The organism is Amycolatopsis sp. CA-161197 (assembly GCF_050942255.1).
Lineage (GTDB): Bacteria > Actinomycetota > Actinomycetes > Mycobacteriales > Pseudonocardiaceae > Amycolatopsis.
Map to the genome: position 1 here is coordinate 8,359,951 of NZ_CP192059.1, position 25,185 is coordinate 8,385,135.

The 25,185-nt window shown below is 68.9% G+C and carries 21 protein-coding genes and 1 pseudogene; 11 read left to right on the forward strand and 11 right to left on the reverse strand.

The window, feature by feature from the left end; genetic code table 11:
- Positions 1 to 51: 51 nt before the first annotated feature.
- Entirely contained in the window at positions 52 to 414 is a 363-nt protein-coding gene (locus ACQPXB_RS39410) for a hypothetical protein (protein WP_432846811.1), read from the reverse strand.
- Positions 415 to 498: 84 nt separating this feature from the next.
- On the reverse strand, positions 499 to 2,037 hold the full coding sequence (locus tag ACQPXB_RS39415; RefSeq protein WP_432846812.1) for an alpha/beta hydrolase domain-containing protein: 1,539 nt from the start codon (positions 2,035 to 2,037) through the stop codon (positions 499 to 501).
- A gap of 263 nt (positions 2,038 to 2,300) precedes the next feature.
- Here ACQPXB_RS39415 and ACQPXB_RS39420 point away from each other — a divergent pair, with 263 nt between their 5' ends.
- Positions 2,301 to 3,761, forward strand: a complete 1,461-nt coding sequence (locus ACQPXB_RS39420; protein WP_432846814.1) for an alpha/beta hydrolase — start codon at positions 2,301 to 2,303, stop codon at positions 3,759 to 3,761.
- A 51-nt stretch (positions 3,762 to 3,812) separates the two neighbouring features.
- On the opposite strand, the gene ACQPXB_RS39425 is transcribed toward ACQPXB_RS39420, so the two are convergent.
- From ACQPXB_RS39425 to ACQPXB_RS39435, 3 genes are all read right to left on the reverse strand, one after another.
- On the reverse strand, positions 3,813 to 4,220 hold the full coding sequence (locus ACQPXB_RS39425; RefSeq protein ID WP_220243591.1) for a YbjN domain-containing protein: 408 nt from the start codon (positions 4,218 to 4,220) through the stop codon (positions 3,813 to 3,815).
- A gap of 479 nt (positions 4,221 to 4,699) precedes the next feature.
- Positions 4,700 to 6,091: an aspartate aminotransferase family protein gene (locus ACQPXB_RS39430; RefSeq protein WP_432846816.1), complete on the reverse strand. Its 1,392-nt coding sequence runs from the start codon at positions 6,089 to 6,091 to the stop codon at positions 4,700 to 4,702.
- A gap of 179 nt (positions 6,092 to 6,270) precedes the next feature.
- Positions 6,271 to 6,768 carry an Lrp/AsnC family transcriptional regulator gene (locus ACQPXB_RS39435; protein ID WP_366583070.1) on the reverse strand — a complete coding sequence of 166 codons (498 nt, stop codon included), beginning with the start codon at positions 6,766 to 6,768 and terminating at the stop codon, positions 6,271 to 6,273.
- Between the two features lie 166 nt (positions 6,769 to 6,934).
- Here ACQPXB_RS39435 and ACQPXB_RS39440 point away from each other — a divergent pair, with 166 nt between their 5' ends.
- Positions 6,935 to 8,317 (forward strand): APC family permease, encoded by a 1,383-nt coding sequence (locus ACQPXB_RS39440; protein ID WP_432846818.1) that lies wholly within the window; start codon positions 6,935 to 6,937, stop codon positions 8,315 to 8,317.
- A 9-nt stretch (positions 8,318 to 8,326) separates the two neighbouring features.
- Here ACQPXB_RS39440 and rho read toward each other — a convergent pair whose 3' ends face one another.
- The gene (rho, locus tag ACQPXB_RS39445) at positions 8,327 to 9,394 is read right to left on the reverse strand and encodes a transcription termination factor Rho (protein WP_432846820.1); all 1,068 of its coding nucleotides are present in this window, start codon (positions 9,392 to 9,394) and stop codon (positions 8,327 to 8,329) included.
- Between the two features lie 209 nt (positions 9,395 to 9,603).
- Between rho and ACQPXB_RS39450 the strand changes: the two genes are divergently transcribed.
- From ACQPXB_RS39450 to ACQPXB_RS39465, 4 genes and pseudogenes are all read left to right on the forward strand, one after another.
- Positions 9,604 to 9,891 (forward strand): DUF6412 domain-containing protein, encoded by a 288-nt coding sequence (locus ACQPXB_RS39450; RefSeq protein ID WP_366583067.1) that lies wholly within the window; start codon positions 9,604 to 9,606, stop codon positions 9,889 to 9,891.
- 80 nt (positions 9,892 to 9,971) lie between these two features.
- A complete protein-coding gene (locus tag ACQPXB_RS39455; protein ID WP_432846823.1) occupies positions 9,972 to 10,637 on the forward strand; it encodes a YidC/Oxa1 family membrane protein insertase in 666 nt (221 codons plus the stop codon).
- A gap of 184 nt (positions 10,638 to 10,821) precedes the next feature.
- Entirely contained in the window at positions 10,822 to 11,712 is an 891-nt protein-coding gene (locus ACQPXB_RS39460) for a helix-turn-helix transcriptional regulator (RefSeq protein WP_432846825.1), read from the forward strand.
- Between the two features lie 7 nt (positions 11,713 to 11,719).
- Positions 11,720 to 11,998: pseudogene (locus ACQPXB_RS39465) on the forward strand (hypothetical protein); the annotation flags it as partial.
- 14 nt (positions 11,999 to 12,012) lie between these two features.
- On the opposite strand, the gene ACQPXB_RS39470 reads toward ACQPXB_RS39465, so the two are convergent.
- Both ACQPXB_RS39470 and ACQPXB_RS39475 read right to left on the reverse strand, forming a co-directional pair.
- Positions 12,013 to 12,846 (reverse strand): SDR family oxidoreductase, encoded by an 834-nt coding sequence (locus tag ACQPXB_RS39470; protein ID WP_432846827.1) that lies wholly within the window; start codon positions 12,844 to 12,846, stop codon positions 12,013 to 12,015.
- A gap of 145 nt (positions 12,847 to 12,991) precedes the next feature.
- Entirely contained in the window at positions 12,992 to 15,007 is a 2,016-nt protein-coding gene (locus tag ACQPXB_RS39475) for a glycogen debranching N-terminal domain-containing protein (RefSeq protein WP_432846829.1), read from the reverse strand.
- Between the two features lie 174 nt (positions 15,008 to 15,181).
- Here ACQPXB_RS39475 and ACQPXB_RS39480 point away from each other — a divergent pair, with 174 nt between their 5' ends.
- Genes ACQPXB_RS39480 through ACQPXB_RS39495 form a run of 4 tightly spaced genes read left to right on the forward strand, consistent with a single transcriptional unit; the run spans position 15,182 to position 19,372 of the window.
- Positions 15,182 to 16,183 carry a LacI family DNA-binding transcriptional regulator gene (locus ACQPXB_RS39480; RefSeq protein ID WP_366583062.1) on the forward strand — a complete coding sequence of 334 codons (1,002 nt, stop codon included), beginning with the start codon at positions 15,182 to 15,184 and terminating at the stop codon, positions 16,181 to 16,183.
- Positions 16,184 to 16,213: 30 nt separating this feature from the next.
- On the forward strand, positions 16,214 to 17,449 hold the full coding sequence (locus ACQPXB_RS39485; RefSeq protein WP_386947116.1) for a sugar ABC transporter substrate-binding protein: 1,236 nt from the start codon (positions 16,214 to 16,216) through the stop codon (positions 17,447 to 17,449).
- A 7-nt stretch (positions 17,450 to 17,456) separates the two neighbouring features.
- Positions 17,457 to 18,548, forward strand: a complete 1,092-nt coding sequence (locus tag ACQPXB_RS39490; protein ID WP_432846832.1) for a carbohydrate ABC transporter permease — start codon at positions 17,457 to 17,459, stop codon at positions 18,546 to 18,548.
- Positions 18,545 to 19,372, forward strand: coding sequence for a carbohydrate ABC transporter permease (locus ACQPXB_RS39495; protein ID WP_366583059.1), 828 nt, complete (start codon positions 18,545 to 18,547; stop codon positions 19,370 to 19,372). Before ACQPXB_RS39490 ends, ACQPXB_RS39495 begins: the two co-directional genes overlap by 4 nt.
- Before the next feature lie 15 nt (positions 19,373 to 19,387).
- Here ACQPXB_RS39495 and ACQPXB_RS39500 read toward each other — a convergent pair whose 3' ends face one another.
- The 3 genes from ACQPXB_RS39500 to ACQPXB_RS39510 form a co-directional block, all read right to left on the reverse strand.
- Positions 19,388 to 20,146 carry an ArsR/SmtB family transcription factor gene (locus ACQPXB_RS39500; RefSeq protein ID WP_366583058.1) on the reverse strand — a complete coding sequence of 253 codons (759 nt, stop codon included), beginning with the start codon at positions 20,144 to 20,146 and terminating at the stop codon, positions 19,388 to 19,390.
- 456 nt (positions 20,147 to 20,602) lie between these two features.
- On the reverse strand, positions 20,603 to 22,066 hold the full coding sequence (locus ACQPXB_RS39505) for a M81 family metallopeptidase (protein ID WP_432846834.1): 1,464 nt from the start codon (positions 22,064 to 22,066) through the stop codon (positions 20,603 to 20,605).
- Complete coding sequence (locus tag ACQPXB_RS39510; RefSeq protein ID WP_366583056.1) at positions 22,063 to 23,211, reverse strand: ROK family transcriptional regulator; 1,149 nt, start codon at positions 23,209 to 23,211, stop codon at positions 22,063 to 22,065. The genes ACQPXB_RS39505 and ACQPXB_RS39510 overlap by 4 nt, the downstream gene beginning before the upstream one ends.
- Positions 23,212 to 23,373: 162 nt before the next feature.
- Between ACQPXB_RS39510 and ACQPXB_RS39515 the strand changes: the two genes are divergently transcribed.
- On the forward strand, positions 23,374 to 25,185 hold the full coding sequence (locus tag ACQPXB_RS39515) for a peptide ABC transporter substrate-binding protein (protein ID WP_432846835.1): 1,812 nt from the start codon (positions 23,374 to 23,376) through the stop codon (positions 25,183 to 25,185).

The following is a 25,185-nucleotide window of genomic DNA, read 5'->3' on the forward strand; positions in this document are numbered from 1 at the left end:
CGGCCATGTCTTGGGCCGCCAATCAAAAATTGCACACTTTCCAAGAACTTGCTAATCAAGCATTTTCATCGCACTTGCCAGCCCAAGAGAAACCTCCAAAGAATTCTCTTTGAAGAACCCGATTTTTATGTAAAAATCCTCTTCGCAAGAGAACAGAGTTGGAACGACTACCAGCGCAGCCAGTAGCGTGTGCAGCTCGTCGAGCGAGAATCTACTAGCCTCCGAACTTGCTACTTTTCCACGCAGCAAGGATATCTGACTCCCGGTACAGCCAATCCAAACGCGCAAAACCAGATCAGACTCAGGGCGATTGTCCATAAAAACGAGGAGCGATTCGATCAAGTCAACCTGCGGCACCGTCAGCCGCAAAACATACAATTCACCGTCTCGAGCCAATGAAACTTTAGTTCTCATCGCGCAACAGCCTACTTGAAGTCCGACCGGGCCCACACTCGAGCGGCGCGAGTGCGGGCCCGGCCATGCCACAAGGGCCGTGGGTCAGAACAGCTTGCGCTTCGCTGCCTGGTTGATCAGGGTGCGGCCGTCCTCCGGGAGGAGGAAGTGCTGGGTTTCCAGGCGTTGCACGACGTCAGCGACCTGCTGCCGGTAGTCGGCGGTGCTGTAGTACAGGGAACCAAGCTGTGCCGCATCGAAATCCCGGTGCGTGCCATACAGAACGCAGAACGAGGAAAGCGGGTTGTCGAGGTTGGCGGGCGAGTTGATGCCGTCGTTGAGGCCGGTCGGAACTTCCACGTCGGGCAGGCGGATGCCGCCCTGGGCGAGACCGAGCGCGTCACGCGCCAAATCAGCGGGCGGGCCCGGGTCGATCAAGGCCAAGGGCGCCGCGCGGCGGGGTGCGATGCCGCGGCTGACCCACTTGTCGAGGGCGTCGTAGGCGGCGTGGAAGACCGTCCAGGACTCGACCTGGCTCGGGCCGGGGTTGGCGCAGGCGAAGGGGGCCTGCTCGCCGAACTCGCGGGACTGGATGGCGCCGAGCGTGGTGCGGAAGTCGTTCGGGTCGGTGCCGGTCGAGTAGGCGGGCACGTGGGAGGCGCCGGCGATTTCCCACGTGCGCAGGGAATCGCTGTCGGGCGCGGTTTTGCTCGGGACGCCGGCGCCGCGGTAGACGTCGTTTTCGGTGTAGACGCGGATGGCCTTGGTGCCGACGCCCTCGCGCGGGGGCAGGGAGCTGTCGGAGAGGGCGAACAGGAAACCGTCGTAGACGTGGCGCAGCGGCTGCACGGTGTTGTAGTACACGCCGAGGTAGCGGCCGGACTGCGAGGCGCCGCCGGCGTACACGCGGTCGATGCCGAGGTCGCCCAGCGGGTTCTTCTTGCCGCGGCCCTTGAGCAGCTGCGCGATCTGCGTGTAGATGTCGAACGACTGCGAGTCGTCGAGCACGGCGCCGCCATTGGTGACGTCGAGGGAGCCGTAGCGCTGCGGGCTCCACTGCGTGAGGCCGAGGCCGGCGGTGCCGCCCGTGGTGGCGCCGTTGACGCCGACGTGCTGCACCGAAGCGCCCACCCACGTCCAGCCGTTGCGGACGTAGTAGTCGGCGCTCGTGCCCCACTCGGTGTCGATGTCGTGCCCGGCGGTCACGTTCTGCCAGTCGACCACGGCGACGCCGGCCGACTTCGCGGGCTTCACCGGGCGCCGCACCACGATGCGGGTCGCGTACGGCGCGGTGCCCAGCGGCGTGGCGACCTGCTTCTGCTCGTCGACGGTCGGGTTCGGGTTGTACCGCGTGGCAGTGCCCGAGATGAAGAACTCCTCTTCCTCGTAACCGGCCTTCTTCAGGTCGTACGGGGTCGAGTAGAAGACGTAGTCGTGCGCAGGGTCCCCAGGTTTGCCCTGCGACGGGATGGGACCGGTGATCTTCGCCGGGCCGTTGCCCGGAGCGGACGTCGGGGGCGCCTTCGCGACGGGAGCGGAGGGAGCCGCAGGAGCGGCCAGCGCCGGCGTCGCGGCGAGCAGGAGCGTGAGCGGTGCCAGGAGGATGGTGGTTCGCAGTCTTCGTTGAGTGCGGTTTCCGGACATGTACGTCCCTTCACGAGGGTGACAGCCTCTTTCCGGCGCCGCCAGTGAACGCCCGCTTAGTGAGCCATGTCAAGAATCTCATTCGGTTTTGACCGGTGGCGACCACCGGATTAGCCCGGACGTACGACAGCAGCAACCGAACTCCATTCTGTTTCCAGGAAGTCCACATCAGACGGCGCCCCGCTCTCGCCAGGCCGGGAACGCGTTCTTCTGGCAAGATCCACGCCCGAACGGTTGATCTTCACCACCGGAAGGCGTGACGCATGGCCCTGGGCAGGAAGCTGACCGTCGTCACCGCGACGGCCACCACACTCGCGGCCCTGCTCGCCGCCCCGGCCGGCGCCGCGCGCGAGACCGTCGACTGGAAACCGTGCCCCACCGCCGCCGGCGTCGACTGCGGCACCGTCACCGTCCCGATCGACTGGGCCCATCCGGGTGACGGCATGATCCAGCTCGCCCTCTCCCGGCGCAAAGCGACGGACCCCGCGCACCGCATCGGCTCCGTCCTCATGGACCCCGGCGGCCCCGGCGGCGCGGGCGCGGGCGAGGTGCAGGACGGCTGGACCCTGTCGCCCGCCATCACCGCCCGCTTCGACACCGTGGGCTTCGACCCGCGCGGCGTCGGGCAGAGCAGCCCCGTGCGCTGCGGCCTCACCGAGGTCACGGCCCCGAACCCGCAACTGCCGAAGAGCGTTGCCGAGTTCCGCCAGCTCACCGCCCGCAACCAAGCCCTCGGCACGAGCTGCGCGAAGACCACCGGACCGCTCGCCTCGCACGTCGACACCACGAGCGTCGCCCACGACATCGACGCCATCCGCGCCGCGCTCGGCGAAAGCAAGCTGACGTACTACGGCACCTCCTACGGCACGCTCATGGGCCAGGAGTACGCCGAGGCCTACCCCGACCGCGTCCGCGCGCTGGTGCTCGACGGGACGATGGACCACTCCGTGCGCAGCACCTGGGAGTTCCTGAGCTCACAGACTCGCGCGACGCAGGAGATGTTCGGCCAGTTCGCGCACTGGTGCGCCACCACCGCGTCCTGCGCCCTGCACGGCCAGGACGTGCGCTCGGTCATGGCCCAGCTCTACTCCCGCGCCGAACACGGCACCCTCGGCACCCCCGACGACCCCCTCGACCCGGTCGCGCTGATGGGCATGATCACCCACGCCTTCTACGGCCCCGACTGGTCCGGCCTCGCCACCAGCATGGTGAACCTGCGCGACGGCAAACCCGCCGAGTCCGCGTTCGGCGACATCACCGTGCCCACCGCGTTCAGCAGCATCTTCTGCTCCGACTGGCGCCTGCCCGTCAGCGGCTACGGCGAACTCGAGACCTTCCGCCGCTCGCTGGGCGCCATCGCCCCCGACATCCGGTTCTCCCCCCTGGCCTGGACTTCCGCCACCGGCTGCCTCGGTTGGCCCGGCACCGTCCGCGACCCGCAGCGCGCACCCGGCTTCCTGGGCAACCTGCCCGTGCTGCTCCTGAACAGCCGCTACGACCCCGCCACGCCCTACTCGTGGGCCCAGCACGTCTCCCGCCAGACCGGCGCGCCCCTCCTGACCTACGACGGCTGGGGCCACGGCGCCTACTTCAAGAACAGCGACTGCATGGTGTCCACCACGGACAAGTTCCTCATCGACGGCACCCTCCCGCCCAAGGGAACCCACTGCGCCGCCGTGACTCCCGGCACCTCGAAGTCCCGAATGGACGGACCCACCTACTGACCGACGAAGGGCCTCCCAGGTTTCGCCGGGAGGCCCTTCTCGCGTCACAGGTCAGTAATCGTCCCGCCCGGTGAACTGCTGCTCCAGCAACTCCGCCGACCCGGCCACCAGCTCCAGCGGGTCGGTGAACTCGTTGATGTCGAGGTTCACCAACGGCAACGAATGCCGCAGCACCACGTGCTCCCCCATCACCACGATCCCCCCGACCACGAGCGTGTGCCCCACCTCGGTCAGCACGTCGAGCAGATCCACCTCGTCCACCCGCGCGAACGGCGTCGCGATCTGCACCCAGTCTTCCTTCTTGTCGAAGACCTCATGCGCGACCACCACCACCTGCGCCCGCCCGGTCGTCTCCGCATCCTCCCCGAACGCCATGCGAATCCGCACCTCGTCGGGCTCCTCCCGGATCACCCGGTACTCCTGCCTCATGAACGCGACCAGATCGGCCCATCCCGCCACGCGGCTTCCTCCGTTTCGTGAGTGAACACGGGGAAGCGTAGTGAAGGTCCGGCCACCAGGCTGGGCGTTGTCGCTAATGTCCGTTTCCGCGGTATGGCGCAGCCCGATCGGCCTACACCATCGGCGGATTCACCCCACCACGCACAGCCTCTCACCAGCTCGCCCTCGAACCGCCGCAACACACCACCCCCAAACCGCCACCACCCCCCACCACACGCAACACACCACCCACCCACCCACCCAACAGCCAGCCGGCAACCCAATCCAAGATCTCCCCAACCCCTCCCCCGACCTTCCCCCGGCCGGCCCCCGATAAATGGTGACGACACGGTTCGGACCGCTTGCCAAGGTACTCTTTCCAGCCTTGACAAGCAGTCCGAACCGTTGTGACAATCGAAATTCGGGGAGCACATAGTGTTTTTGTCTTTTTGCCCGAAGGGCACTCGCCTGAAAGGCGCAATGCGCCCAGATGGCAGGGCTTAAAGAAGCTTCCACGCCCCCGTGAGCGTATCGCGGAGGATCTGTTCCATCTCGTCGAATTCCTTCTGTCCGCAAATGAGCGGCGGAGAAAGCTGGATCACCGGCTCGGCGCGGTCGTCCGCCCGGCAGTAAAGGCCGGCTCCGAAGAGGGCGTCCGAGAGGTACCCACGGAGGACTCGTTCGGATTCCTCCGAGGTGAAGGTTTCCTTCGTGGCCTTGTCCTTCACCAGTTCGATCCCGTAGAAGAACCCGGCACCTCGGACGTCGCCGACAATGGGGAGATCCAGCAGCCGATCAAGGGTGGAGCGGAAAGCCGATTCCTGAGAAAGGACGTGGCCGTAAATGCCCTCACGTTCGATCAAGTCCAGGTTGGCCATCGCGACGGCACAAGAAACCGGATGTCCACCATAAGTAGACCCGTGCATGAACGTGGTCGACCCGTGCTCAAACGGCTCCGTCAGCCGATCACTCGCCAGTACCGCCCCCAGCGGAGCATAACCGGACGTAAGGCCCTTGGCCGTCGTGATGATGTCCGGCTGATACCCGTACCGCTTGGCCGCGAAATCATACCCAACCCGACCGAACGCGCAAATCACCTCATCCGAAACCAGCAACACATCATGCCGGTCGCAGATCTCCCGCACCCGTTCGAAATACCCGGGCGGCGGAACAAAACACCCACCCGTGTTCTGCACCGGCTCCAGAAACACCGCGGCAACCGTGTCCGCGCCCTCGAACTCGATCGCCTGCTCGATCTGATCAGCGGCCCACCGGCCATAAGCCTCGTAGTCATCGGCATGCTCAGGCGCACGGTAGAAGTTCGTGTTCGGCACTCGCAACGTACTCGGCACGAGCGGCTCGAAATCCGCCTTCGCGCCAGGAATCCCGGTGATGGACAGCGCCCCCTGGGAAGTCCCGTGGTAAGCGAGCGCGCGGCTGATCACCTTGTGCTTGGTCGGCTTGCCGACGATCTTGAAGTACTGCTTGGCCAGCTTCCAAGCCGTCTCCACCGACTCGCCGCCACTGACCGTGAAGAAGACCCGGTTCAAATCCCCGGGAGCAGCAGCCGTGAGACGCTCGGCCAGCTCGATGGCCGGCGGGTGGGCATGACCCCACAACGGGAAATACGCCAGCTGCTTCGTCTGCCGAGCCGCCGCCTCCGCGAGCTCGTCACGACCGTGACCGACCTGCACGGCGAACAGACCGGCAAGTCCGTCGAGGTAACGCTTCCCCCGCGAGTCCCAGATGTACGCACCTTCCCCGCGCACGATCACGGGGACCTCGGAGGCTTCGAAGCCCGAGTGGCGCGTGAAGTGCAGCCAGAGGTTGTCGCGCGCGGACTCGGCCAGGCCGGTCGCAGCAGTGGCGTTGGGGTCGGCAGTGGTGGTCATGGCTCCTCGCAAGCGGGCCTCGAAGTGCCGGGCACGCATGGCGGCGCGAACCGGCCGGACCTCTTCGTTATCGCACGAGCCGATCATCCGACGCAAGCGGATCAGTCGCCGTATGGAGTAACCTCAACTAATTCTAGGCCACCCAGAACGTCACACCTTCGGATTTAGTCGTCCGAGGATCAGCGGGTGCCCCACTGGTACGACTGCTTGCGCAGCTTCAGGTACACGAGCGTCTCCGCGGTGCGGACGCCCGGGAGCGTGCGGATGCGGTTGGAGATCAAGTCCAGCAGGGCCTCGTCGTCGGCGCAGACGGCTTCGCACAGCACGTCGAAGCGGCCGGCGCAGAGGACGACGTAGTCGATTTCCGTCATCTCCGCGAGGGCGTCCGCCACGGGTTCGAGGGGGCCGTCGACGGTGATCGCCACCATGGCCTGGCGCAAAAGCCCTACCTGCAAGGGATCCGAGACCGCGACGATCTGGATCACCCCGGAGTCGGACAGGCGCTGCACGCGCTGGCGCACCGCGGCCTCGGAGAGCCCGACGGCCTTGCCGATGGTCGCGTAGGCGCGGCGGCCGTCCTCCTGGAGCTGGGCGATGATCTTCTTCGAGATGTCGTCGATCACCGGCGGCGCGGGCCGGGGGTGGTTCGGTTCCTGGCTGGTCACCCCCGGGATCATCCCCGACCCGCCCGAGGCCCGGCAAGCCAGCGCGCAGGCCACTGAACGCGACTGTCCACAGTGCGACAGGCGACGGATTTAGTCGTCTTGGTGCCGTTGACAACACCGAATCAGTGCTGTTCCATCCGTCGAAACATCGCGCCGCCGACGGAGGGACATCGCCCCAATGCCCCCTGATCCGGCTCTCGCCGAGACCACCACGACAGGCACCGCAGCGCCCCGCACGCTGACGCGTTCCATCGGCGTCACGGGCGGAACGCTGCTGACGCTGAGCTGCGTGACGCCCGCGTCGTCGTTGTTCGTGCTCGTGCCGCCGCTGTTCGCCGACCTCGGAACCGGCACGGCGCCGGCCATCGCGCTGGCTGTGCTGCTGTGCGTGGGCATCGCGTTCTGCTACTCGGAGCTCGGCACGCTCGTGCCCAGCGCGGGCGGCGAGTACGCCATGGTCACCACGGTGCTCAACCGCTTCGCCGGCTGGATCACGTTCGTGCTGTCGTTCATCGTGATCCTGGTCGTGCCGCCGATCATCGCGATCGGCGTGGCCGACTACCTCGCCCCGATCGTGCACCTCGACCCGATCGTGCACCTCGACCCGTCGCTGGCAGGCGCCGCGGTGATGCTGGCGTCGACCGTGATGGGGCTGGCGAACCTGCGTTCCAACGCGTGGATCACCGGCGTCTTCCTGGCCATAGAGGTCATCGCCGTGGTGGTCGTGTCGGTGCTCGGGTTCGCGCACGCCGACCGCTCGCCTGCGGTGCTGCTGCGCCCCAGCCTCGACGGCGTGAGCGGCGTCGGGCTCGTCACGGTGATCGCCGGGCTCGCCGTGGCTCTCTTTGTGGTGCAAGGGTTTTCGACGGCCGTGTACCTGGCAGAGGAAATGCGTGAGCCACATCGGACAGTCTCGCGCACGGTCCTGTGGACACTCGGCATCAGCGCGCTCGTCATCCTGGTGCCGGTCGTCGCCATCACGCTCGCCGACACCGGCTCCCTGGGCGAGGTCGACCTCACCGCCCTGGTCGTGAGCTGGAGTGGCTCGACGCTCGGCACGATCATCAGCCTCTGCATCGCCGCCGCGATCGTCAACGCGGTGATCGTGATGGTCATCCAGAACTCACGTGTGCTCTACGCGTCGGGCCGCGACCGCGCCTGGCCTGACCCGGTGAACCGCGCCCTGAGCGTGGTCGGCTCCCGCTTCGGCTCGCCGTGGGCCGCGACGCTCGTGGTGGGCCTGTCGGAGGCCGTGCTGTGTTTCGTGCCGGTCGAGACGCTGAGCGGCGTCACGGGTGTCGCGGTGGTCGCGCTCTACCTGGCCATCGCGATCACCGTGCTCGCCGCCCGCCGCGCCGCCCACCGCGGCCCGCACGTCTGGCGGATGCCGGGCTGGCCCGTGATCCCGGCGGTCGTGGTGCTGGCGCTGGGGTACGTGCTCGTCGAGCAGACCGCGCTGGACCTGGGCATCACGGCCGCGGTGCTCGTGGTTTCGGGCGCGTACTGGCTGTTCTACCTGCGCCGGCGGTCGGACCGGTGGCTGGTGACGGTTCCGGGGTGAGGCCCCCGCTCACGCGGCGAGCGCGGCCGGCGTGCCGAGCGATGCCGCGACGCGGGCGATGAACTCGGCGTTGGACTTCGTGGTGCGGACCTGGTCCAGGAACTGCTCGGTGGCGCGCTTGGGGTCCTGGCCGGACAGGGCGCGGCGGACCTCGTTCATGACCTGGAGTTCAGCCGCCGGGACGAGCAGCTCGTCGCGGCGGGCGCCGGAGCCGAAGAGCTCCACGGCCGGGAACACGCGGTTGTCGGCCAGCAGGCGGTCCAGGCGCAGCTCGGAGTTGCCGGTGCTCTTGAGCTCCTCGAAGAACACGGTGTCGGCGAGCGAGCCGGTGCCGACCAGCGCCGTGGCGATGATCGTGAGCGAACCGCCGCCTTCGATGTTGCGCGCGGCGCCGAGGATCTTCTTCATCGGGTGCAGCGCGCCGGCGTCGACACCGCCCGAGAGGACGCGGCCCGACGGGCGGGCGGCGAGGTTGTAGGCGCGGCCGAGGCGGGTGAGCGAATCGAGCAGCAGCACGACGTCGCGGCCGCTTTCCACGAGCCGCTTGGCGCGCTCGACGGCCAGCTCGGCCACGGCCACGTGCTCGGACGGCTTGCGGTCGAACGTCGAAGAGACGACCTCACCGCGCACCGACCGCTGCATGTCCGTGACCTCCTCGGGCCGCTCGTCGGCGAGCAGCACCATGAGGTGCACGTCGGGGTGGTTCACCGCCACCGCTTGCGCGATCGCCTGCAGCACCGACGTTTTCCCGGTGCGGGGCGGCGCCACGATCAGCGCGCGCTGCCCCTTCCCGACGGGCGCGACGAGGTCGAGCACGCGAGTCGTGAGCTGGTGGCGGGTGGTTTCGAGGACGAGCCGCTGGTCGGGGTGCACCGGCGTGAGCCGTTCGAACTCCGGGCGGTTGGGCGCCGGAGGGGCCCCGTTGACCGAGACGACCTGCTCGCCGTCGACGACGATCTCGTCGCCGCGCCGCAGGTTGTGCTTGCGGATCAGTCCAAAGGGGACGGACGGACCGCCCGGCGTGTAGCCGAGGGTGGCGGTCTTGCCGTGGATGTCGAGAATTCCTTGATATGACATGGTTTTGACTCCTTGAAGGATGAAAAGCGACTCTTGGTGAGATCGCGAAACGAACGAACGCCACATCGAGGCGACGCAGCTTTCGTGAAAGTTGAGAACTCCCCCGGGCGGCCGGGCCGGCATCCATGGGGATCGAGGCGAGCATAGCGCAACGGCGGCGAGGACCACAACCGGCTACAATCGCGGCGACGGAGAAAGGGGGCGTCACCTTGCACACGCTGCTGCACCTGGCGTTCCCTGCCGTGCACATCTTCGGCCAAGCCGGCCCGGCGGCAATCCTCGCGTTCGCCTCCGTGGTGGCCGCGAGCCTGCTCGTGGTCCTGGTCGTCGGCAACGCCAACCGCGGTGAGCTGGCCGCGTGGACCGTCCCGGTCCGCGCTCGCCGCACCGCCCTGAACCAGCGCGCCCGTCGCGCCGCTTTCCTGCGGCTACGCGATCCCGGCGCCCCGGGCCGAAGCCGGCCCCGCGCCCCCGGGTGGCACTCCCCGGCTGCGTAGCCCGTTCCAGGTCAGTCCGATCAGGACGGTCCGCAGCCGGTTCCGCCTGCCCTGAAACGACTTTCCCCTGGAGTGCTGTCATGCCCGAAATCTTCGACGTGCCCGTCGCCGGCGCGTACCACCTCGTCGACTGGCTCGCCTCGGCGACCGAACCGCTCACCGGCTCGTTCGCGGCCGCCGCGGCGATCGTGCTGTTCACCGTCGCCGTACGGCTGCTGCTCGTGCCGTTCGCCCGGGCCGCGGCGCGCGGTCAGCGGGCCCGCACCGCGTTGGCCCCCGAAATTCGCAAGCTGCAGGAGAAGCACGGCAAGAACCGCGAAAAGCTCGCAGCGGAGATGGCGAAACTGCAGCAGGAGTCGGGCACCTCGATGTTCGTGGGATGCCTGCCGATGCTCGCGCAGCTGCCGTTCTTCTGGGTGATGTACCACCTCTTCAGCACGGCCGTGATCTCCGGCGCACCCAACGCCCTGCTCGGCAGCACGCTGTTCGGCGTCACCCTCGGCGCCCACGGCCTCGCGGCGGCACCGGTCGTGTTCGTGGTGGCCGGCCTGCTCGCCGTGGTGGCGTGGTTCTCCGTCCGCCGGCAGGACCGCCGGCGCGACCTCACGGCCCCCGGCGCTCGAATCCTGCGCCTCCTGCCTTATGGAACAGTCGCGGTCACCGCTTTTGTTCCCTTGGCCGCCTCGCTGTACCTGCTGACGACCACGACGTGGACGGTCGTGGAGCGGGCGATCCTCACCCGGTGAGACCCGAGTCACCCATCGAGAACCGAGCTAGCCCGACCGGTCGATCGGCACTCGACTGGCGCATGCGCGCGGCGGGTTTGCTGATGATGTGGGCTGGGCGCATGCCGCGTTTGAGGGGGTGCGCAGCCGTCGGGGGTACCGGCAGTACCTCCCTTCGCCTGCGGACACGGCCTACGGTGAAGGGGTGGCCACGATCGATCTGCGCACCGAGATCAAGGAATTCCTGAGCTCGCGTCGCGCGCGGATCGCGCCCGAGCGGGCCGGACTGCCCGCCTACGGCGGCAATCGCCGGGTCAAAGGGCTGCGTCGCGAAGAGGTAGCTCTGCTCGCAGGGGTATCGGTCGACTACTACGTGCGCATGGAGCGCGGCGGCCTCGCCGGCGCCTCCGACGGGGTGCTCGACGCGTTGGCCTCGGCCTTGCAACTCGACGAGGCCGAGCGCGATCACCTGTTCCACCTTGCGCGGCAGCCCGGGGCGCCCGGCGGTCCACGCCGCCGGCGACCCGCCGTGGCGGTGCGTCCGGCACTTCAGCAGGTGCTCGCGGCCATCACCGATGCGCCGGCGTGGATTTGCAACGGCCGTTATGACGTGCTGGCCATGAATCGACTGGCCCGCGCGCTGTATTCGCCGGTGCTGGCCGACGCCCGACGACCGGCGAACACCGCGCGGTTTCTGTATCTGGATCCCGAGGCGGCGAAAACGTTCTTCGTCGACTACGACCGAATCGCCTGCGATGTGGCCGCGAAGCTGCGCATGGAAGCCGGCCGCAATCCGCGCGACGAGGAACTGATCGCCCTCGTCGGTGAGTTGTCAACACGCAGTGAACTGTTTCGGCAGCGGTGGGCATCTCAGGATGTTCGGCTCCACCGGTCCGGACGCAAGCGTGTGCACCATCCGGTAGTGGGCCGGCTCGAGCTGGACGTCGAGTCGATGGAGCTGCCGGCCGAACCCGGCCTGCTCCTGAACGTCTACACCGCGCCCGCCGGCACGGCGACCGCGGACGGTCTGGCCGTCTTGGCGTCGTGGGCAGCCGGCCAGGAGGAACTGGCGACCGAGACTCAAGCACTCAGCTGATACGGGCCGCCGCTCACGCCTGCCGGTCCTGGCCTGGATCGCCGGCACCCGCCGGCGGATCGAGGAATGCTGCGAGCAGGCCAAGGCCGAAGCCGGACTCGATCACCACCAGGTCCGGTCCTGGCGGGCCTGGTGTGCCCACATCACTCTGGCGATGCTCACCACACTGATCCTGCGTGTCACCGACGCTGTCGACCACGTCGGGGCGTGGTCCCGCTTCCGGCCCCGACGACAACACCAAGCCCGCCTCAGCCACGCCAAACGACGTGGCTACCCACTCACCTGACTGCCGTTGCCGTACTAGGTACCTGTTGCGGTCGTGGCGATGCCGCCGTCGATCGGGATGACGGTGCCCGTGAGGTAAGAGCCGGCCCGGCTGGCGAGGAACACGGCGATACCTGCCATGTCGTCGTCGCGGCCGAGACGGCGCAGAGGAGCCTTCGCCGCGATCGTGTCGCCGATGGCCTCGAGCGTGGCCGCCATCATCTGCGACGGGAACGGTCCTGGGGCTACCGCGTTCACCGTGATGTGCTGTGGGCCCAGTTCTCTGGCAAGCACTCTGGTGAGTTGGTGGAGTGCCGCTTTGCTACTGGCGTACGAGTAGTTGGGCGACTCGGCGACGTGGATGGCGGCGATACTGCCGATGTTGACGATCCGCGCGGGATCGTCGGCGGTACCCGCCCTGCGAAGTGCGGGGAGCAGCGCCTGCACCAGCCAGAACGGCGACTTGAGGTTGAGATCGACCACTGCGTCCCAGGCCTCGGCCGGGAACGTCTCCAGCGGCTCGCGCCACATCGCTCCCGCGTTGTTGACGAGGATGTCCAGGCGTTCCGAGTCGACCTTGACAAGATCAGCGAGGCGCTGACACTCGTCGTACCTGGACAGGTCGGCGGGGATTGCTTGAACGTCGCCGAATTCGGACAGCAGACGCTGAGCCTCCGCGCACGCGTCTGCGTTGCGTGAGCTGATGACGACGCGGGCGCCCGCCTGCAGAAGGCCGCGCGCAATCATCATCCCGATGCCCCTGGTACCGCCGGTGACAAGTGCGTATTTCCCACTCAGATCGAAAAGGTCTGCGTGAGTGGTGAAGGGGTCGCCCGCGATGGGTATTCGTTCCTTCTGCCGCGGATCCATTACTTCTCCTCTGTTTGGCCGAAAGCCGACTCAAACAGGTTCACAGGCGTCCTGGACGTCCGGGAGACCCTGGTGATACAGGTACTGTGAGAGCCACCCACGCTTGCAGATTTTCAGCTGCAAGGCTGCCCTGCGTTCACGTGCTTCAGCCCAGCCGCAGGCCAGGCGGCAGCCGCAGGTCCGTCACCGTTCCGTCGGCCGCGATGGTGACGTCCAGGGTGCCGCCGGCCAGGGGCAGGTCGGTCACGCGAAGGGCGCCCACCGGGCTCGGCCGAGGTGGGTCCAGGGTGACGACGCCGGCGGGGACGTCTACGCGCAGGCCCAGGAAGGTGACCAGCAGCGTCACCGCGGATGCGGCCGCCCAGGCCTGGGGCCGGCAGGACGCGGGGTAGGGCAGCGGCGACGAGACCTCGTCGGAGCCGTAGCCCGAGAACAGCTCCGGCAGGCGGTTGTCGAAGCCGCCGGCCGCGTGGACGAGTTGCAACCCCAGTGAAGCGGCGCGCGAGGACTGGCCCGAGGCTTGGAGGCCGCGGACGACGACGGCGGTGTCGTGGGGCCAGACGGAGCCGCAGTGGTAGCTCAGCGGTGAGAATCCGCCGGCGGTCGAGGACATGGTGCGCAGGCCGAAGCCTGCGGCCATCGACGGGCCGAGGAGCAGCTCGCCGATCGAGGAGCTCTCGGCCGGGTCCAGGATGCCGGTGCCCAGCAGGTGCCCGATGTTGCTCGTCAGGGAATCCACGGGTTGTTTGGCGCCGTCCAGGGCCAGGGCCGGGAAGTGGCCGTCCGAAGTGGACACCCAGAACCGCGAGCGGAAGCGCGAGCGCAGGGCCTCGGCCCACTCGAGGAGTCCGTCGGCCGGTTCGCCGAGGGCGGAGAGCAGCTCGGCGGCGCGGACGGCGGCCTCGTACTGGTAGCCCTGCACCTCGGACAGCGCGACGGGCGGCTTGGCGATCGTGCCGTCGGCGAAGCGGATGGCGTCGCCCGAGTCCTTCCAGCCCTGGTTGGCCAGGCCGCGGCCGCTTTCGTCGAGGTACTCGGCGAAGCCGTCGCCGTCGGTGTCGGACAGGCCGGTGATCCAGAACAGCGCGGCGCGCAGGTTCGGCAGCAGCGCGCGGACCTCGGCCTCGGGCAGGCCCCAGCGCCAGGCGTCGTAGAGCAGGCCGACCCACAGAGCGGTCGCGTCGACGGTGCCGTAGTAGCGCGCGGGCAACGACATGCCGTGGACCTCGAAGCCGGCGCGCCGCCGTTCGTGCAGGATCTTGCCGGGCGCCTCGCCGGTCGCCGGGTCGTGGCGCTCGCCCTGGGCCCGGGCCAGTGTGCGCAGCGTGCCGCCCGCCAGCGAAAGCGACAGCGGCAACGCCAGGCGCGCGGCCCACAGGCTGTCGCGGCCGAAGAGGGTGAAGAACCACGGTGCGCCGGCACCCGCGAACACGTCGCCGGGGTGCTCGCGCTCGGCCAGCAGCAACGCGTTGAGATCGTCGAGCGAACGGTTCAGCAGCGCGGTGAACCGGCGGTCGTCGGCCTCCACCACGGGGGCCGACAGCCGTGCGGCGGAGCCCGGCACGAAGGGCGCTTCCGGGTCCGTGGCGGTCAGCGTCCAGTGCAGCACCACGCGGTCCTCGACGCGCACCCGCCACTTCACCAGCACCCGAGCACCGTCCACAGTGGTCCCGCCGTCGGTGGCGACCACGGCGTTGACCAGTCCTTGCGACCACCGCACGCCGCCGTCGACGCGCTCGGGCGCCAGCGGGTCCACCGAGCCACCGGACTTGATCACCTCGATCGACGCGAAGTCCGCCGCCAGCGCGAGCTCGACCACGCACTCCACGGCCCCGGCCGCCGACGAGACCAGCTCCAGCTCCTCCGTCACCCCGCTCGCCGTGACGCGGCGGTGGCGGCGCAGCCACACCGTCGGGTCCGGGCCGGGATTGCCGAGGTGGCGCACCAGCCCCGTGAACGTGCCGCGGTCCGCCGCCGGCTCCTCGAAGCCGATCGGTTCGGGCTCGTGCCCGTCGACGGTCACCACCGCCTCGCTCACCAACCGCAGGTCACCGTGCAGCAGACCCTGCGTGCCGTTGCCGCGGATCTGCCCGTCGCGACCGGAGAGGACGACGGTCGGGGCGTGCAGGGCGATCGCGAGGTCGTGGAGCAGGGGCTGCATGGAAATGTCCTCCGGTGGGGTCGGGTGTCCCCGATTGGATCGATCAAACCGGGTTCGTGTCAAGTTGGTTTGAAGTCTTGACAGGTCAGCGGCCAACGTTCAGAGTAGCCGCCAGATTGAACGTTCAAATCTGCACCTCGATCGAGGTGCCGGACCAGGTCACCAGGAGGCGGGATGGCTCAGCGGGCCACGCTGAACTCGGTCGCGGAGGCCGCCTCCGTCTCGCGCCAGACCGTGTCGAACGTGATCAACTCGCCCGAGCTCGTGAGCCCGGAGACCCGTGAACGCGTGCTCGAGGCCATCGACCGCCTCGGCTACCGCCCGCACACCGCCGCCCGCCAGCTGCGCACCACGCGCTCGCAGATCATCGGGATGCGCATCGCCCCGGTCGGCAACGGCGTGAGCGGCGTGGTCCTCGACCAGTTCCTGCACTCCCTCACGGCCACAGCCGAGGAGTACGACCACCGGATCATGCTCTTCACCGCCGCCGACGACGAAGCCGAGACGCGTGCGTACGCCGATCTCATCGCGTCGGTCGGCGTCGACGGTTTCGTGCTCACCCACACCCACCACGACGACCTGCGCACCCGCTGGCTCAAGGAGCGCGAGCTGCCGTTCGTCACCTTCGGCCGGCCGTGGGGCGACGAGCAGGCGCACGGCTGGGTCGACGTCGACGGCGCCCGCGGCACCCGGCTGGCCACCGAGCACCTCGTGCGCCAGGGCCACCGCCGCATCGCGTTCGTCGGCTGGCCCGCGGGGTCCGAGACCGGTGACGATCGGCGCGCCGGCTGGGAGGCCGGGCTCGCCGCCGCCGGGCTGGCGGACCGGCCGCAGATTCCCGTGTTCGACGGTGTGGAGGGCGGGCGCTCGGCCGCCGCCCGGCTGCTCGACGAGCCCGCCGCGCCCACCGCGTTCGTGTGCGCCAGCGACTCCCTCGCGCTCGGCGTGGTCGGCGAGCTGCGCGAGCGCGGCCTGCGCCCCGGCGCCGACGCGTCGGTGATCGGCTTCGACGACACCCCGACCGCCGCCGTGCTCGGCCTGAGCTCCGTCGCTCAGCCCATCGCCGAAGTCGCCGCCGAATGCGTGCGCCAGCTGCGCGCGACCCTGCGCGGCACCGCCGGCCCCGAACCCGTCTCGACCCTGCTCACCCCCCGGCTCGTGCTGCGCACGACCTGACATCACCATCTGCACGATCAAGGAGGATCGATGCGTCACCTCGTCCCCCGCACGGCCGTCGCCGCTGCCGGCCTGCTGCTCACGCTCACCGCGTGCGGCGGCGGCTTCGACGACTCGACGGCGCCCGCGACCCAGCAGTCCGGTCCCGCCCAGCTCAAGCTGATGATCGCCTCCAGCGGCGGCGCCGAGCTCACCGCGGTGCAGGACGCGGCCGCGAAGTGGGCGGCCGGCTCCGGCGGCTCGAAGGTTCAGGTGATCGGCGCCAACGATCTGCCGCAGCAGCTGAGCCAGGGCTTCGCGGCGGGCAGCCCGCCCGACGTGTTCGCCGTGGACGCCACGAAGTTCCAGGGCTACGCCGACGAGATGCTGCCCTACGGCGACTCGGTGTCCTACAAGGACGATCTCTACCCGACGCTGCGCACCACGTTCACCAAGGACGGCAAGCTCTACTGCGTCCCCAAGGACTTCTCCACGCTGGCGCTGGCGATCAACACCGACCAGTGGGCCGCGGCGGGCCTGACCGACAAGGACATCCCGAAGACCTGGGACCAGCTCAAGGCCGCTGCGCAGAAGCTGACCACCGGCGGGCACACGGGCCTCGTGTTCAACGACACCCGCGACCGCGTCGGCGCGTTCCTGGTGCAGGCCGGCGGCTGGCCGCTCGACGCGGACCAGAAGAAGGCCACGGCCGACACCCCGCAGAACCTGCAGGGGCTCACGTTCGTGCGCGACCTGCTGGCCTCCGGCGTCGCCAAGTACCCGAAGCAGATCGGCGCGGGCGACTCGGGTGAGGCGTTCGGCCTGGGCAAGGCCGCGATGAGCATCGACGGCAACTGGATGGTCGGCGGGATGACCAAGGACTACCCGAACGTGAAGTACCAGGTCGTGCCGCTGCCGGCCGGTCCGGCGGGTGCGGGCACGCTGTCGTTCACGCAATGCTGGGGCATCGCGGCGAAGAGCAAGTTCCAGGACCAGGCCAAGCAGCTCGTGGACGCGCTGATGCAGCCGGCCCAGGAGCTGACGTTCGCGAAGACGTTCGGCGTGATGCCCTCGCGGCAGTCGGCGCGCGCGCAGTACCAGCAGGAGTTCCCGCAGCAGGCGGCGTTCCTCGCCGGGGCCGACTCGGCACACGGCCCGGTGACGCTCACGAAGATGGACCCGGTGCTCACCGACTTCGACGCCCAGATCCAGCAGCTGCCCGGCGCCGACCCGAAGCACATCCTGCAGCAGCTGCAGACCAACACCGCCGCCGCGCTCGGACAGTGAGCTGGGCATGACGACGCTGCTCACCACGACGAGCTCCCCCGCCGCGCCACCATCCCCGGCGCGGCGGGGGAAGGGCCCGAACCGGCGTGAAGGCCGCGTGGGCTGGCTGTTCCTCGCGCCCACGCTGGTGGTGCTCGGCCTGTTCTTCGTGCTGCCCATCGGAATGGCGCTCTGGGTGAGCGTGAGCGACTGGACCGGCAACGGCAGCCCGTTCTCGTCTCGGGTGCACTTCGTCGGCGGCGACAACTACGCCGCGCTGCTCACCGAACCCGGCCTCACGCAACGCAACTTCGCCACGAGCATCCGCAACAACGGCTACTTCGTGCTGTTCGTGGTCCCGCTGCAGACCGCGCTCGCGCTGTTCCTCGCGATGGTGCTGAACCAGCGCCGGCTCAAGGGCAAGCAGTTCTTCCGCACGGCGTTCTACTTCCCCACCGTGACCAGCTCCGTCGCGATCTCGGTGGTGTTCCTGTTCCTCTTCTCCAGCACCGGCACGGTGAACGCCGCGCTCAAACTGTTCGGAGTGGACGGTCCCAGCTGGTTCGCCGACCCGCGCGGCCTCTTCCAGATCGTCCTCAACGGACTCGGCGTGCCGCAGAACCCGGCCGCGCTGACGTCACACGGGTTCCTCGGACTGTCCTGGTGGGACTGGCTCTCGGGCCCGAGCGTGGCGATGTGCTCGATCATCGTGCTCGTGGTGTGGACGACCACCGGCGGGTTCATGCTGATGTTCTACGCGGCGCTGCAGAACCTGCCGCCGAGCGTCGACGAGGCTGCGGTGATCGACGGCGCCAACGGGTGGCAGCGCTTCTGGCGCGTGACGCTGCCCCAGCTGCGCCCGACGTTGTTCCTCGTGCTCACCCTCGGCCTGATCGGCACGTGGCAGGTCTTCGACCAGATCTACGTGCTCAGCCGCGGCGCCCCCGCCAACACCACGCTCACCCCCGCGTACCTCTCGTACTCGACGTCGTTCATCGGCAAGGAATGGGGCCAGGGCTCGGCGATCGCGTTCCTGCTGTTCGTGGTGATCGTGGTGCTCACGCTGGTGCAGCGCTGGCTGCTGAAGGAGAAGGACGGAAAACGGAGGAGCCGGCGGTGAAGCGACGCGGATACCTGCGCTGGGTCGGCTTCGGCGTACTGCTGCTGGTCGCCGTGGCCTACATCTACCCGTTCCTGATCCAGCTGGCCACGGCGTTCAAGACCGACGCCGACGCCACGGCCCACCCGCTCACCCCGTGGCCGCACGAGTGGTCCGTGGCCGTCTTCTCGACGCTCGCCCAGCAGGATTTCCCGCGCTGGGCGCTGAACTCGATCTTCGTGTCGGTCACGATCACCGTCGGCCGGGTCGTGTTCAACTCGATGGCCGGGTACGCGCTGGCGCGGCTGCGGTTCCGCGGCCGCGGCGCGGTGTTCGGCGCGGTCGTGGCCGTGCTCGCCGTGCCGAGCGTGGTTCTGCTCATCCCGAAGTTCCTGGTGCTCAACCAGTTCGGCATGTACGACACGTACGCGGCGATGATCATCCCGCTGCTGGCCGACGCGTCGGGCGTGTTCATCATGAAGCAGTTCTTCGAGAGCGTGCCGCTGAGCGTCGAGGAAGCGGCTCGCATCGACGGCGCCGGACCGCTGCGCACGTTCTGGTCCGTGGTGCTGCCGATGTCGAAGCCGGCCCTGATCACCATGACGATCCTGGCGTTCCAGGGGTCCTGGAACGAGCTGCCGCACTACATCGTGTCGCGGCAGGACCCGGCACTGAACACGCTCACCACCGGCGTCGCCTCACTCGTGTCCGGCGAGCTCGGGCAAGGAAACCAGTTCCCGCTCAAGCTCGCCGCCGCGCTGCTGATGACGGTGCCGGTGGCGATCGTGTACTTCGTCTTCTCGAAGCGCTTCACCCGAGGCACGTACGAGGGTGTCGACAAATAGCCAAAGCCGTGAAATTCAGGGCATGCTCCACGGTGCGTTCGGCATCACGTGGCCGGTCTCCAGCAGCGACTTGAGGTTCGCGAACACCGACGGCCAGCCGCGGCCGATGTCGCGGCGCGCCTGCTCGTCGGGCAGGTCCTCGTGGGTCACGGTGAGCCGGACGATCGCCTCGTACTGCTCGATGTCGAACGTCACGCGCGAAGGCTCCTGGGTGTCCTCCTTGGTCGGGTCGAACCAGCGGGTCACGAGGCGCTTCGGCGGCACGGCTTCCACCACGTCGCCGTAGACGTCGACGATGCCGGACCCGTCCACCCGCACGTGTTCCCAACGTGAGCCGGGCTGCCAGTCGGACTCGTTGCGGTGCCCCCAGTACTGCCCGCTCAGCTCGGCGTCGGTGAGCGCCTCCCACACCTTCTCCGGCGTGCTCTCGATATAGGTGACGTAGACGTAACTCGGCTTTTCGGTCATGGCTTCCTCTGCTCGGCGTTTGACGGCGCTCAGCGCGCGCAGCCGGGGGCGCTCGAACTTGTCCACCCAGCGTTCCTGCATCTCGTGCAACGGGACCGGATTGAGGTAGTGCAGCTTCTCCCGGCCGCGGCGCACCGTGCTGACCAGGTTCGCCGCCTCGAGGACGGACAGGTGCTGGGTGACCGTCTGGCGCGTCATGTCCAGGCGGGCGCACAGCTCGTTGAGCGTCTGTCCGTTGTCCTCGTGCAGCTGGTCGAGCAGGTAGCGCCTGGTCGGGTCGGCCAGCGCTTTGAAGACCTTGTCCAAGAAAATCCCGTCCAGCTCCGATTGCACACTTTAAGTTATGCAGTCAAACGACTGCATGTCAAGCCCTCGGGCATACTGGCCTGGTGAAGAAGGTGGTCAAGGCTTGGACAGTGGCAGCGACCGGCAGCGGGCTGCCGTCGACCCTGCACGCGGTGATCACGCGCGGTGATCCGCTGGCGGCGACGCGCGCGGCGGGCACGCTGGCGCCCGGCGGCAAGGCCGGGCTGGTCCGCGGCGCCCTGGTCCACGGGCTGGTGTCCGCCGGCTGGACGGCCGCACTCGCCTACGTGGACCGCCGCCGGCCGCTGTCGGTGGCCAACGGAGTGGCGGCGGGAGCCGCCATCGCGGTGCTGGACCTGGAGATCGTCGGGCGGCGCAACGCGGCGATCCGGGCGTTGCCGCGCGGGGCGCAGTGGCTCGATCACCTGGCCTTCGGCGCGTTGACGGCCGTGGCGCTCAGAGCAACTCGGGCTTCAACGGCGGGTCCGCCATCTCCGCGTCGAACGGGAACATCGGCCGGTCGATCCCGGCGTGCCCGAGGCGCAGCAGGTCTTGGTCGACGCCCCCGGGCGTGAGAGCGAGCAGCCAGTCGGCGGCCATGTCGTACAGCTCCGGTTCCAGGTAGCCGATTTTCACGATCACCACGTCGGCTTCGCGCGGGCGCAGGCCGAGCGCGAGGAAGTCGGACTCCAGGTGGTACGGCTTGCGCCGCGCGGTGACGATCACGCGCAGGCCGCCGATGGCGAACACCACGGCCGTGCCCGCGACGGGGTCTTCGGGGTCGATCGCCTCGACGCGAGCGGTCACCGGCACCGGACCGTGCGGCCCGGAGTCGACTTTTCCGCCCAGCTCCACGGAAACCGTCGCGCCGACGCCGGTTTCGACCGCCGCGGCGACGGCTTCCGGATCCACGATCGCCGCGTACAGCGTGGTGAGCTCGGAGTCCACAATGGCCGGAGTGCGCAGGAGGACGTCGAGGCTCCAGGACGTGTCCCCGGCACCTCCAGCGGTCGGGTTGTCGCCGGAATCGCTGACGAAGAACGGCCGCGCGGTCGAGGCGACGGCCTGCTCCAGGCACTCGGCCAGGGTCCCCGTCGGGGCGACGAAAGCGAAGTCGCGACGAGCGTCCCAATAGGACTTGGCGAGCCGCTCGGCCTGTTCCAAGATGACGTCTTCGTCGTCACCGGACACGACCACGGCGGCTTGGCAACGCGGTTCGTCGGCCCACGCGTAGCCGACCCAGATGGCGGCGTCGAGCACGCCGCCGAGCGTTTCGACCTCGTCGACGGCGGCGTAGACGCTCTTGGCCGGTTCGAGGCGGGTGCTCGTTTTCTCGCCGGGCAGCAGCACCGGCACCTGCACCCACGCCTTCTTCGGCTTGCCGCCGTGACGCAGGCGAGCGGCGAGGTTGCGGGCCGCACGCTCGCGGGTGTCCCACGCGTCGGTGTGCGGGGCCTTGCGGTAGCAGGTGATCAGGTCGAGCGCCGTGGCCAGCTCGCGCGAGACGTTGCCGTGCAGGTCCATCGACGCCGAGATGAGCACGTCCGGCCCCAGAATCGCGCGGATCTCGGTGGCCAGCTCGGCTTCCACGTCCGTGCGGCCGACCACACTCATCGCGCCGTGGATGTCGAAGAACAACCCGTCGAGGTGCTGCGCCGCGCGCACCCGTTCCAGGATCTCCCCCGACAGCTCCGCGTAGGCCTCCTCGGTCACCGCGCCGCCGGGTAGCGAACGGGCGTGCACGAGCGGCACCCACTCGACGTCGTCCGTCCACGAAGGACGGTCTTCGCGCAGGAACGGGTAGCGCGCCAGCAGTTCTTCGCCCCGGGTCACGTGGAAGTCGGCCACGGTGGAGCGGTGCGGGGAGAACGTGCTCGACTCGATGGCGATCCCCGTGATCCCGATCCGCACCTTCGTCATCGTCTGCTCCGTATCGCTTCGTCGAAGACCTCGTCCAGCACGAGCGCGCCCGCGCCGTACAGCCCGGCGTCCGGGCCGAAGCGCACCCGGTCGATGCGCAGTTCCCGCGTAGCCAGGGGAAGACAGCGTTCGTAGAGCGCGCCGCGCACGGCGGCCACGAACGCCTCCGAACCCGACAGCGCGCCGCCGAGCAGCACCTCGTCGGGGTTGCCGAAGTTCACCACCGTGGCCAGCACCTCGCCGAGCTGCAGGCCCGCACGCCGCACGGCCGTGGTCGCGTCGGGGTGCCCGTCCTCCGCCGTCGCCATCACCTGCGCGGTGCTGTTCACGTCCACGCCCTGCTCGCGCAGCTGCGCCACGAGGGCCGCGCCGCTCGCCACGGTCTCCAGGCAGCCGCGGTTTCCGCAGGTGCACGGCCGGTCGCCGGCCGCGGGCACGCGCACGTGGCTGATGTCGCCCGCGACGCCGGCGCGGCCGCGGTAGAGCCGGCCGGTCACGACGAGCCCCGAGCCGATGCCCGTGCCCGCCTTCACCACGAGCAGCGTGCGCCCGGGCGGCCCGGCGACGGATTCGCCCAGCGCCTGCAGGTTCGCGTCGTTGTCCACCGCCACGGGCAGGTCGAAGTGCGCACGCAACGCGTCGCGCACCGCGAACCCGCGCCAGCCCGGCATGCGCGAGGGCAGCGTGATCGTGCCCGCGCCGACGTCGACCGGCCCGGGGAAGGCGACGCCGATGCCCAGCTGCCGGCCCGGGCACCGCGCCTCGGCCGCGACTTCCCGCACGGTGTCGGCGAAAGCCGCGACGACCTGCGCCGGTTCGCGGTTGATGTCCAGCGGCCGTTCGGTCACGTGCAGCAGGTTGCCCGCGATGTCGAGGGCGCCGATGCGGACGTGGCGCGAACCGACGTCGGCGGCCCAGACGTGGCCGAACCCCGCGTTGACCGACAGCAGCTTCGGCCGCCGGCCACCCGCCGAGCTGCCTTCGCCGGACTCGACGAGCACCCCGGCGGAGATCAGCGCCTGCGTCCGAACGGACACCGTCGACTGCGGCAAGCCGAGCACCCGCGCGAGGTCCATCCGCGAGACGGCGTGCTCGTGGGCGACGAGCCAGAGCAGCCGCAGCAGACCGGCGGGATCCTGGGCCACGGCTGTCACCTACTTACTTCATGCCTGATGTAACTGTTCGGAAACTTGCCCCCGAAATCACCTCTTGGCAATTTCCAACACGCGTGCGACATTACACGGCAACCAAGAACACGCCCAGTCCCTGGACATCGACTTACACCAAGGATGTTGGAAGTGATGTGGATGGCTCGACACCGGTGGCGCGCCGCGCTCGGGGTCACGCTCGCCGCCGCGCTGGCGCTCTCCGGCTGCGCGACGAGCCGCGAGCAGCACGGCGGCGGCACGGGCAAGCCGGTGACCGGCGGCAGCGCACGGTTCGCGCTGCCCCCGTCGGCGACCCCGAACTGGATCCTGCCGATCTCGATCCCCGGCTACGGCGCGAGCTACAACGGCGCGATCCGGAACGAGCTGTACACCCCGCTCTACAACTACGACGGCAGCTCGGGCTCGGTCACGCTCGACGATCCCTCCAGCGCCGCCAACGCACCGAGCTACTCCGCCGACGGCAAGACCGTGACCATCACGCTCAAGCCGCTCACCTGGTCGGACGGCAACCCCCTGACCAGCCGCGACTTCGAGTTCTGGCTCAACCTGGTGCGCGCCGGCAAGGACAACTGGGGCAAGTACTCCGAAGGCCTGATGCCCGACAACATCAAGGCCTTCCACGCGGTCGACGACCACACGTTCACGCTGACCCTCGACAAGCCGTACAACGCCGACTGGTTCACGGCCAACCAGCTGAGCCTGGTCGTGCCGATGCCGCAGAAGGCGTGGGACCGCACGAGCGCGTCCGGCCCGGTCGGCGACTTCGACCGCGACCCCGCCGGGGCCAAGAAGGTGTTCGACTTCCTGGTGGCGCAGGCGAAGCAGCTCGGCACGTACTCGACGAATCCACTGTGGAAGGTCGTGAACGGGCCGTTCACGCTCGCCGGGTTCACCGCTTCGGGCCAGGTGACGCTGAACAAGAACCCGAAGTACACCGGCCCGGACGCGGCGAAGCTCGACACCGTGCAGTTCCTGACCTTCACCAGCTCCTCGGCGGAGTACAACGTGCTGCGTGCCGGCGGCGTCGACTACGGCTACGTGCCGACGTCGAACCTCGGCCAGCGCCCGAAACTGGAGGCGCAGGGCTACCGGATCGAACCGTGGAACGGCTGGTCGATCACGTACTCGCCGTTCAACTTCAACAACCCGCAGCTCGGCGCGGCGTTCAAGCAGCTGTACGTGCGCCAGGCGCTGCAGCACGCCGTGGACCAGGACAGCATCACGAAGGTGATCTGGCGCGGCACGGCCCGCGTGGACTACGGCCCCGTGCCGCAGGACAACGACGTCAAGTACCTGTCGGCGCGGCAGAAGACCAACCCGTACCCGTTCGATCTCGCCGCCGCGCGGAAGCTGCTCACCGACCACGGCTGGAAACCCGGCTCCGACGACGTTCTCGAGTGCGCGGCACCCGGCAGCGGACCCGGCCAGTGCGGCGACGGCGTCAAAGCCGGCACCCGGCTGTCGCTCACCATGCTGACCGAGTCGGGCTCCGACGAGACCGACGGGACGATGCAGGAGCTGCGCTCGGAGCTGTCGAAGATCGGCGTGGAGATGAAGATCAACGCGCAGCCGCTGAACACCGTGCTGGCCAACGGAACCGCGTGCAAGCCGGTAGAGGCGTCGTGCTCGTGGCAGCTGTCGTACTTCGGCACGCAGGGCAGCTGGTACTTCCCCGCCAACCCCAGCGGTGAGGACCTGTTCGCCACCGACGCGGGCACGAACTTCGGCAGCTACGCCGACCGGCACGCCGACGACCTGATCACCGCGACCAACCTGGCCACGGGCGATCAGCCGATGCTCGACTACAGCGCCTACCTGGCCGAGCAGCTGCCCGTGCTCTGGCTGCCCAACCCGCCGTACCAGGTGTCGGCGATCGACACCGCGCTGCGCGGGGTGAACCAGGATCCGCTCGCCGGGCTGCAGCCGCAGCGCTGGTACTGGACGAGGTGA

What these genes read in the sequence shown, in the direction of transcription:
- ACQPXB_RS39410 (WP_432846811.1), bottom strand. Translation starts at nt 414, where the DNA reads ATGAGAACTAAAGTTTCATTGGCTCGAGACGGTGAATTGTATGTTTTG.
- ACQPXB_RS39415 (WP_432846812.1), bottom strand. Translation starts at nt 2,037, where the DNA reads ATGTCCGGAAACCGCACTCAACGAAGACTGCGAACCACCATCCTCCTG.
- ACQPXB_RS39420 (WP_432846814.1), top strand. Translation starts at nt 2,301, where the DNA reads ATGGCCCTGGGCAGGAAGCTGACCGTCGTCACCGCGACGGCCACCACA.
- ACQPXB_RS39430 (WP_432846816.1), bottom strand. Translation starts at nt 6,091, where the DNA reads ATGACCACCACTGCCGACCCCAACGCCACTGCTGCGACCGGCCTGGCC.
- ACQPXB_RS39435 (WP_366583070.1), bottom strand. Translation starts at nt 6,768, where the DNA reads ATGATCCCGGGGGTGACCAGCCAGGAACCGAACCACCCCCGGCCCGCG.
- ACQPXB_RS39440 (WP_432846818.1), top strand. Translation starts at nt 6,935, where the DNA reads ATGCCCCCTGATCCGGCTCTCGCCGAGACCACCACGACAGGCACCGCA.
- rho (WP_432846820.1), bottom strand. Translation starts at nt 9,394, where the DNA reads ATGTCATATCAAGGAATTCTCGACATCCACGGCAAGACCGCCACCCTC.
- ACQPXB_RS39455 (WP_432846823.1), top strand. Translation starts at nt 9,972, where the DNA reads ATGCCCGAAATCTTCGACGTGCCCGTCGCCGGCGCGTACCACCTCGTC.
- ACQPXB_RS39470 (WP_432846827.1), bottom strand. Translation starts at nt 12,846, where the DNA reads ATGGATCCGCGGCAGAAGGAACGAATACCCATCGCGGGCGACCCCTTC.
- ACQPXB_RS39475 (WP_432846829.1), bottom strand. Translation starts at nt 15,007, where the DNA reads ATGCAGCCCCTGCTCCACGACCTCGCGATCGCCCTGCACGCCCCGACC.
- ACQPXB_RS39480 (WP_366583062.1), top strand. Translation starts at nt 15,182, where the DNA reads ATGGCTCAGCGGGCCACGCTGAACTCGGTCGCGGAGGCCGCCTCCGTC.
- ACQPXB_RS39485 (WP_386947116.1), top strand. Translation starts at nt 16,214, where the DNA reads ATGCGTCACCTCGTCCCCCGCACGGCCGTCGCCGCTGCCGGCCTGCTG.
- ACQPXB_RS39490 (WP_432846832.1), top strand. Translation starts at nt 17,457, where the DNA reads ATGACGACGCTGCTCACCACGACGAGCTCCCCCGCCGCGCCACCATCC.
- ACQPXB_RS39505 (WP_432846834.1), bottom strand. Translation starts at nt 22,066, where the DNA reads ATGACGAAGGTGCGGATCGGGATCACGGGGATCGCCATCGAGTCGAGC.
- ACQPXB_RS39515 (WP_432846835.1), top strand. Translation starts at nt 23,374, where the DNA reads ATGGCTCGACACCGGTGGCGCGCCGCGCTCGGGGTCACGCTCGCCGCC.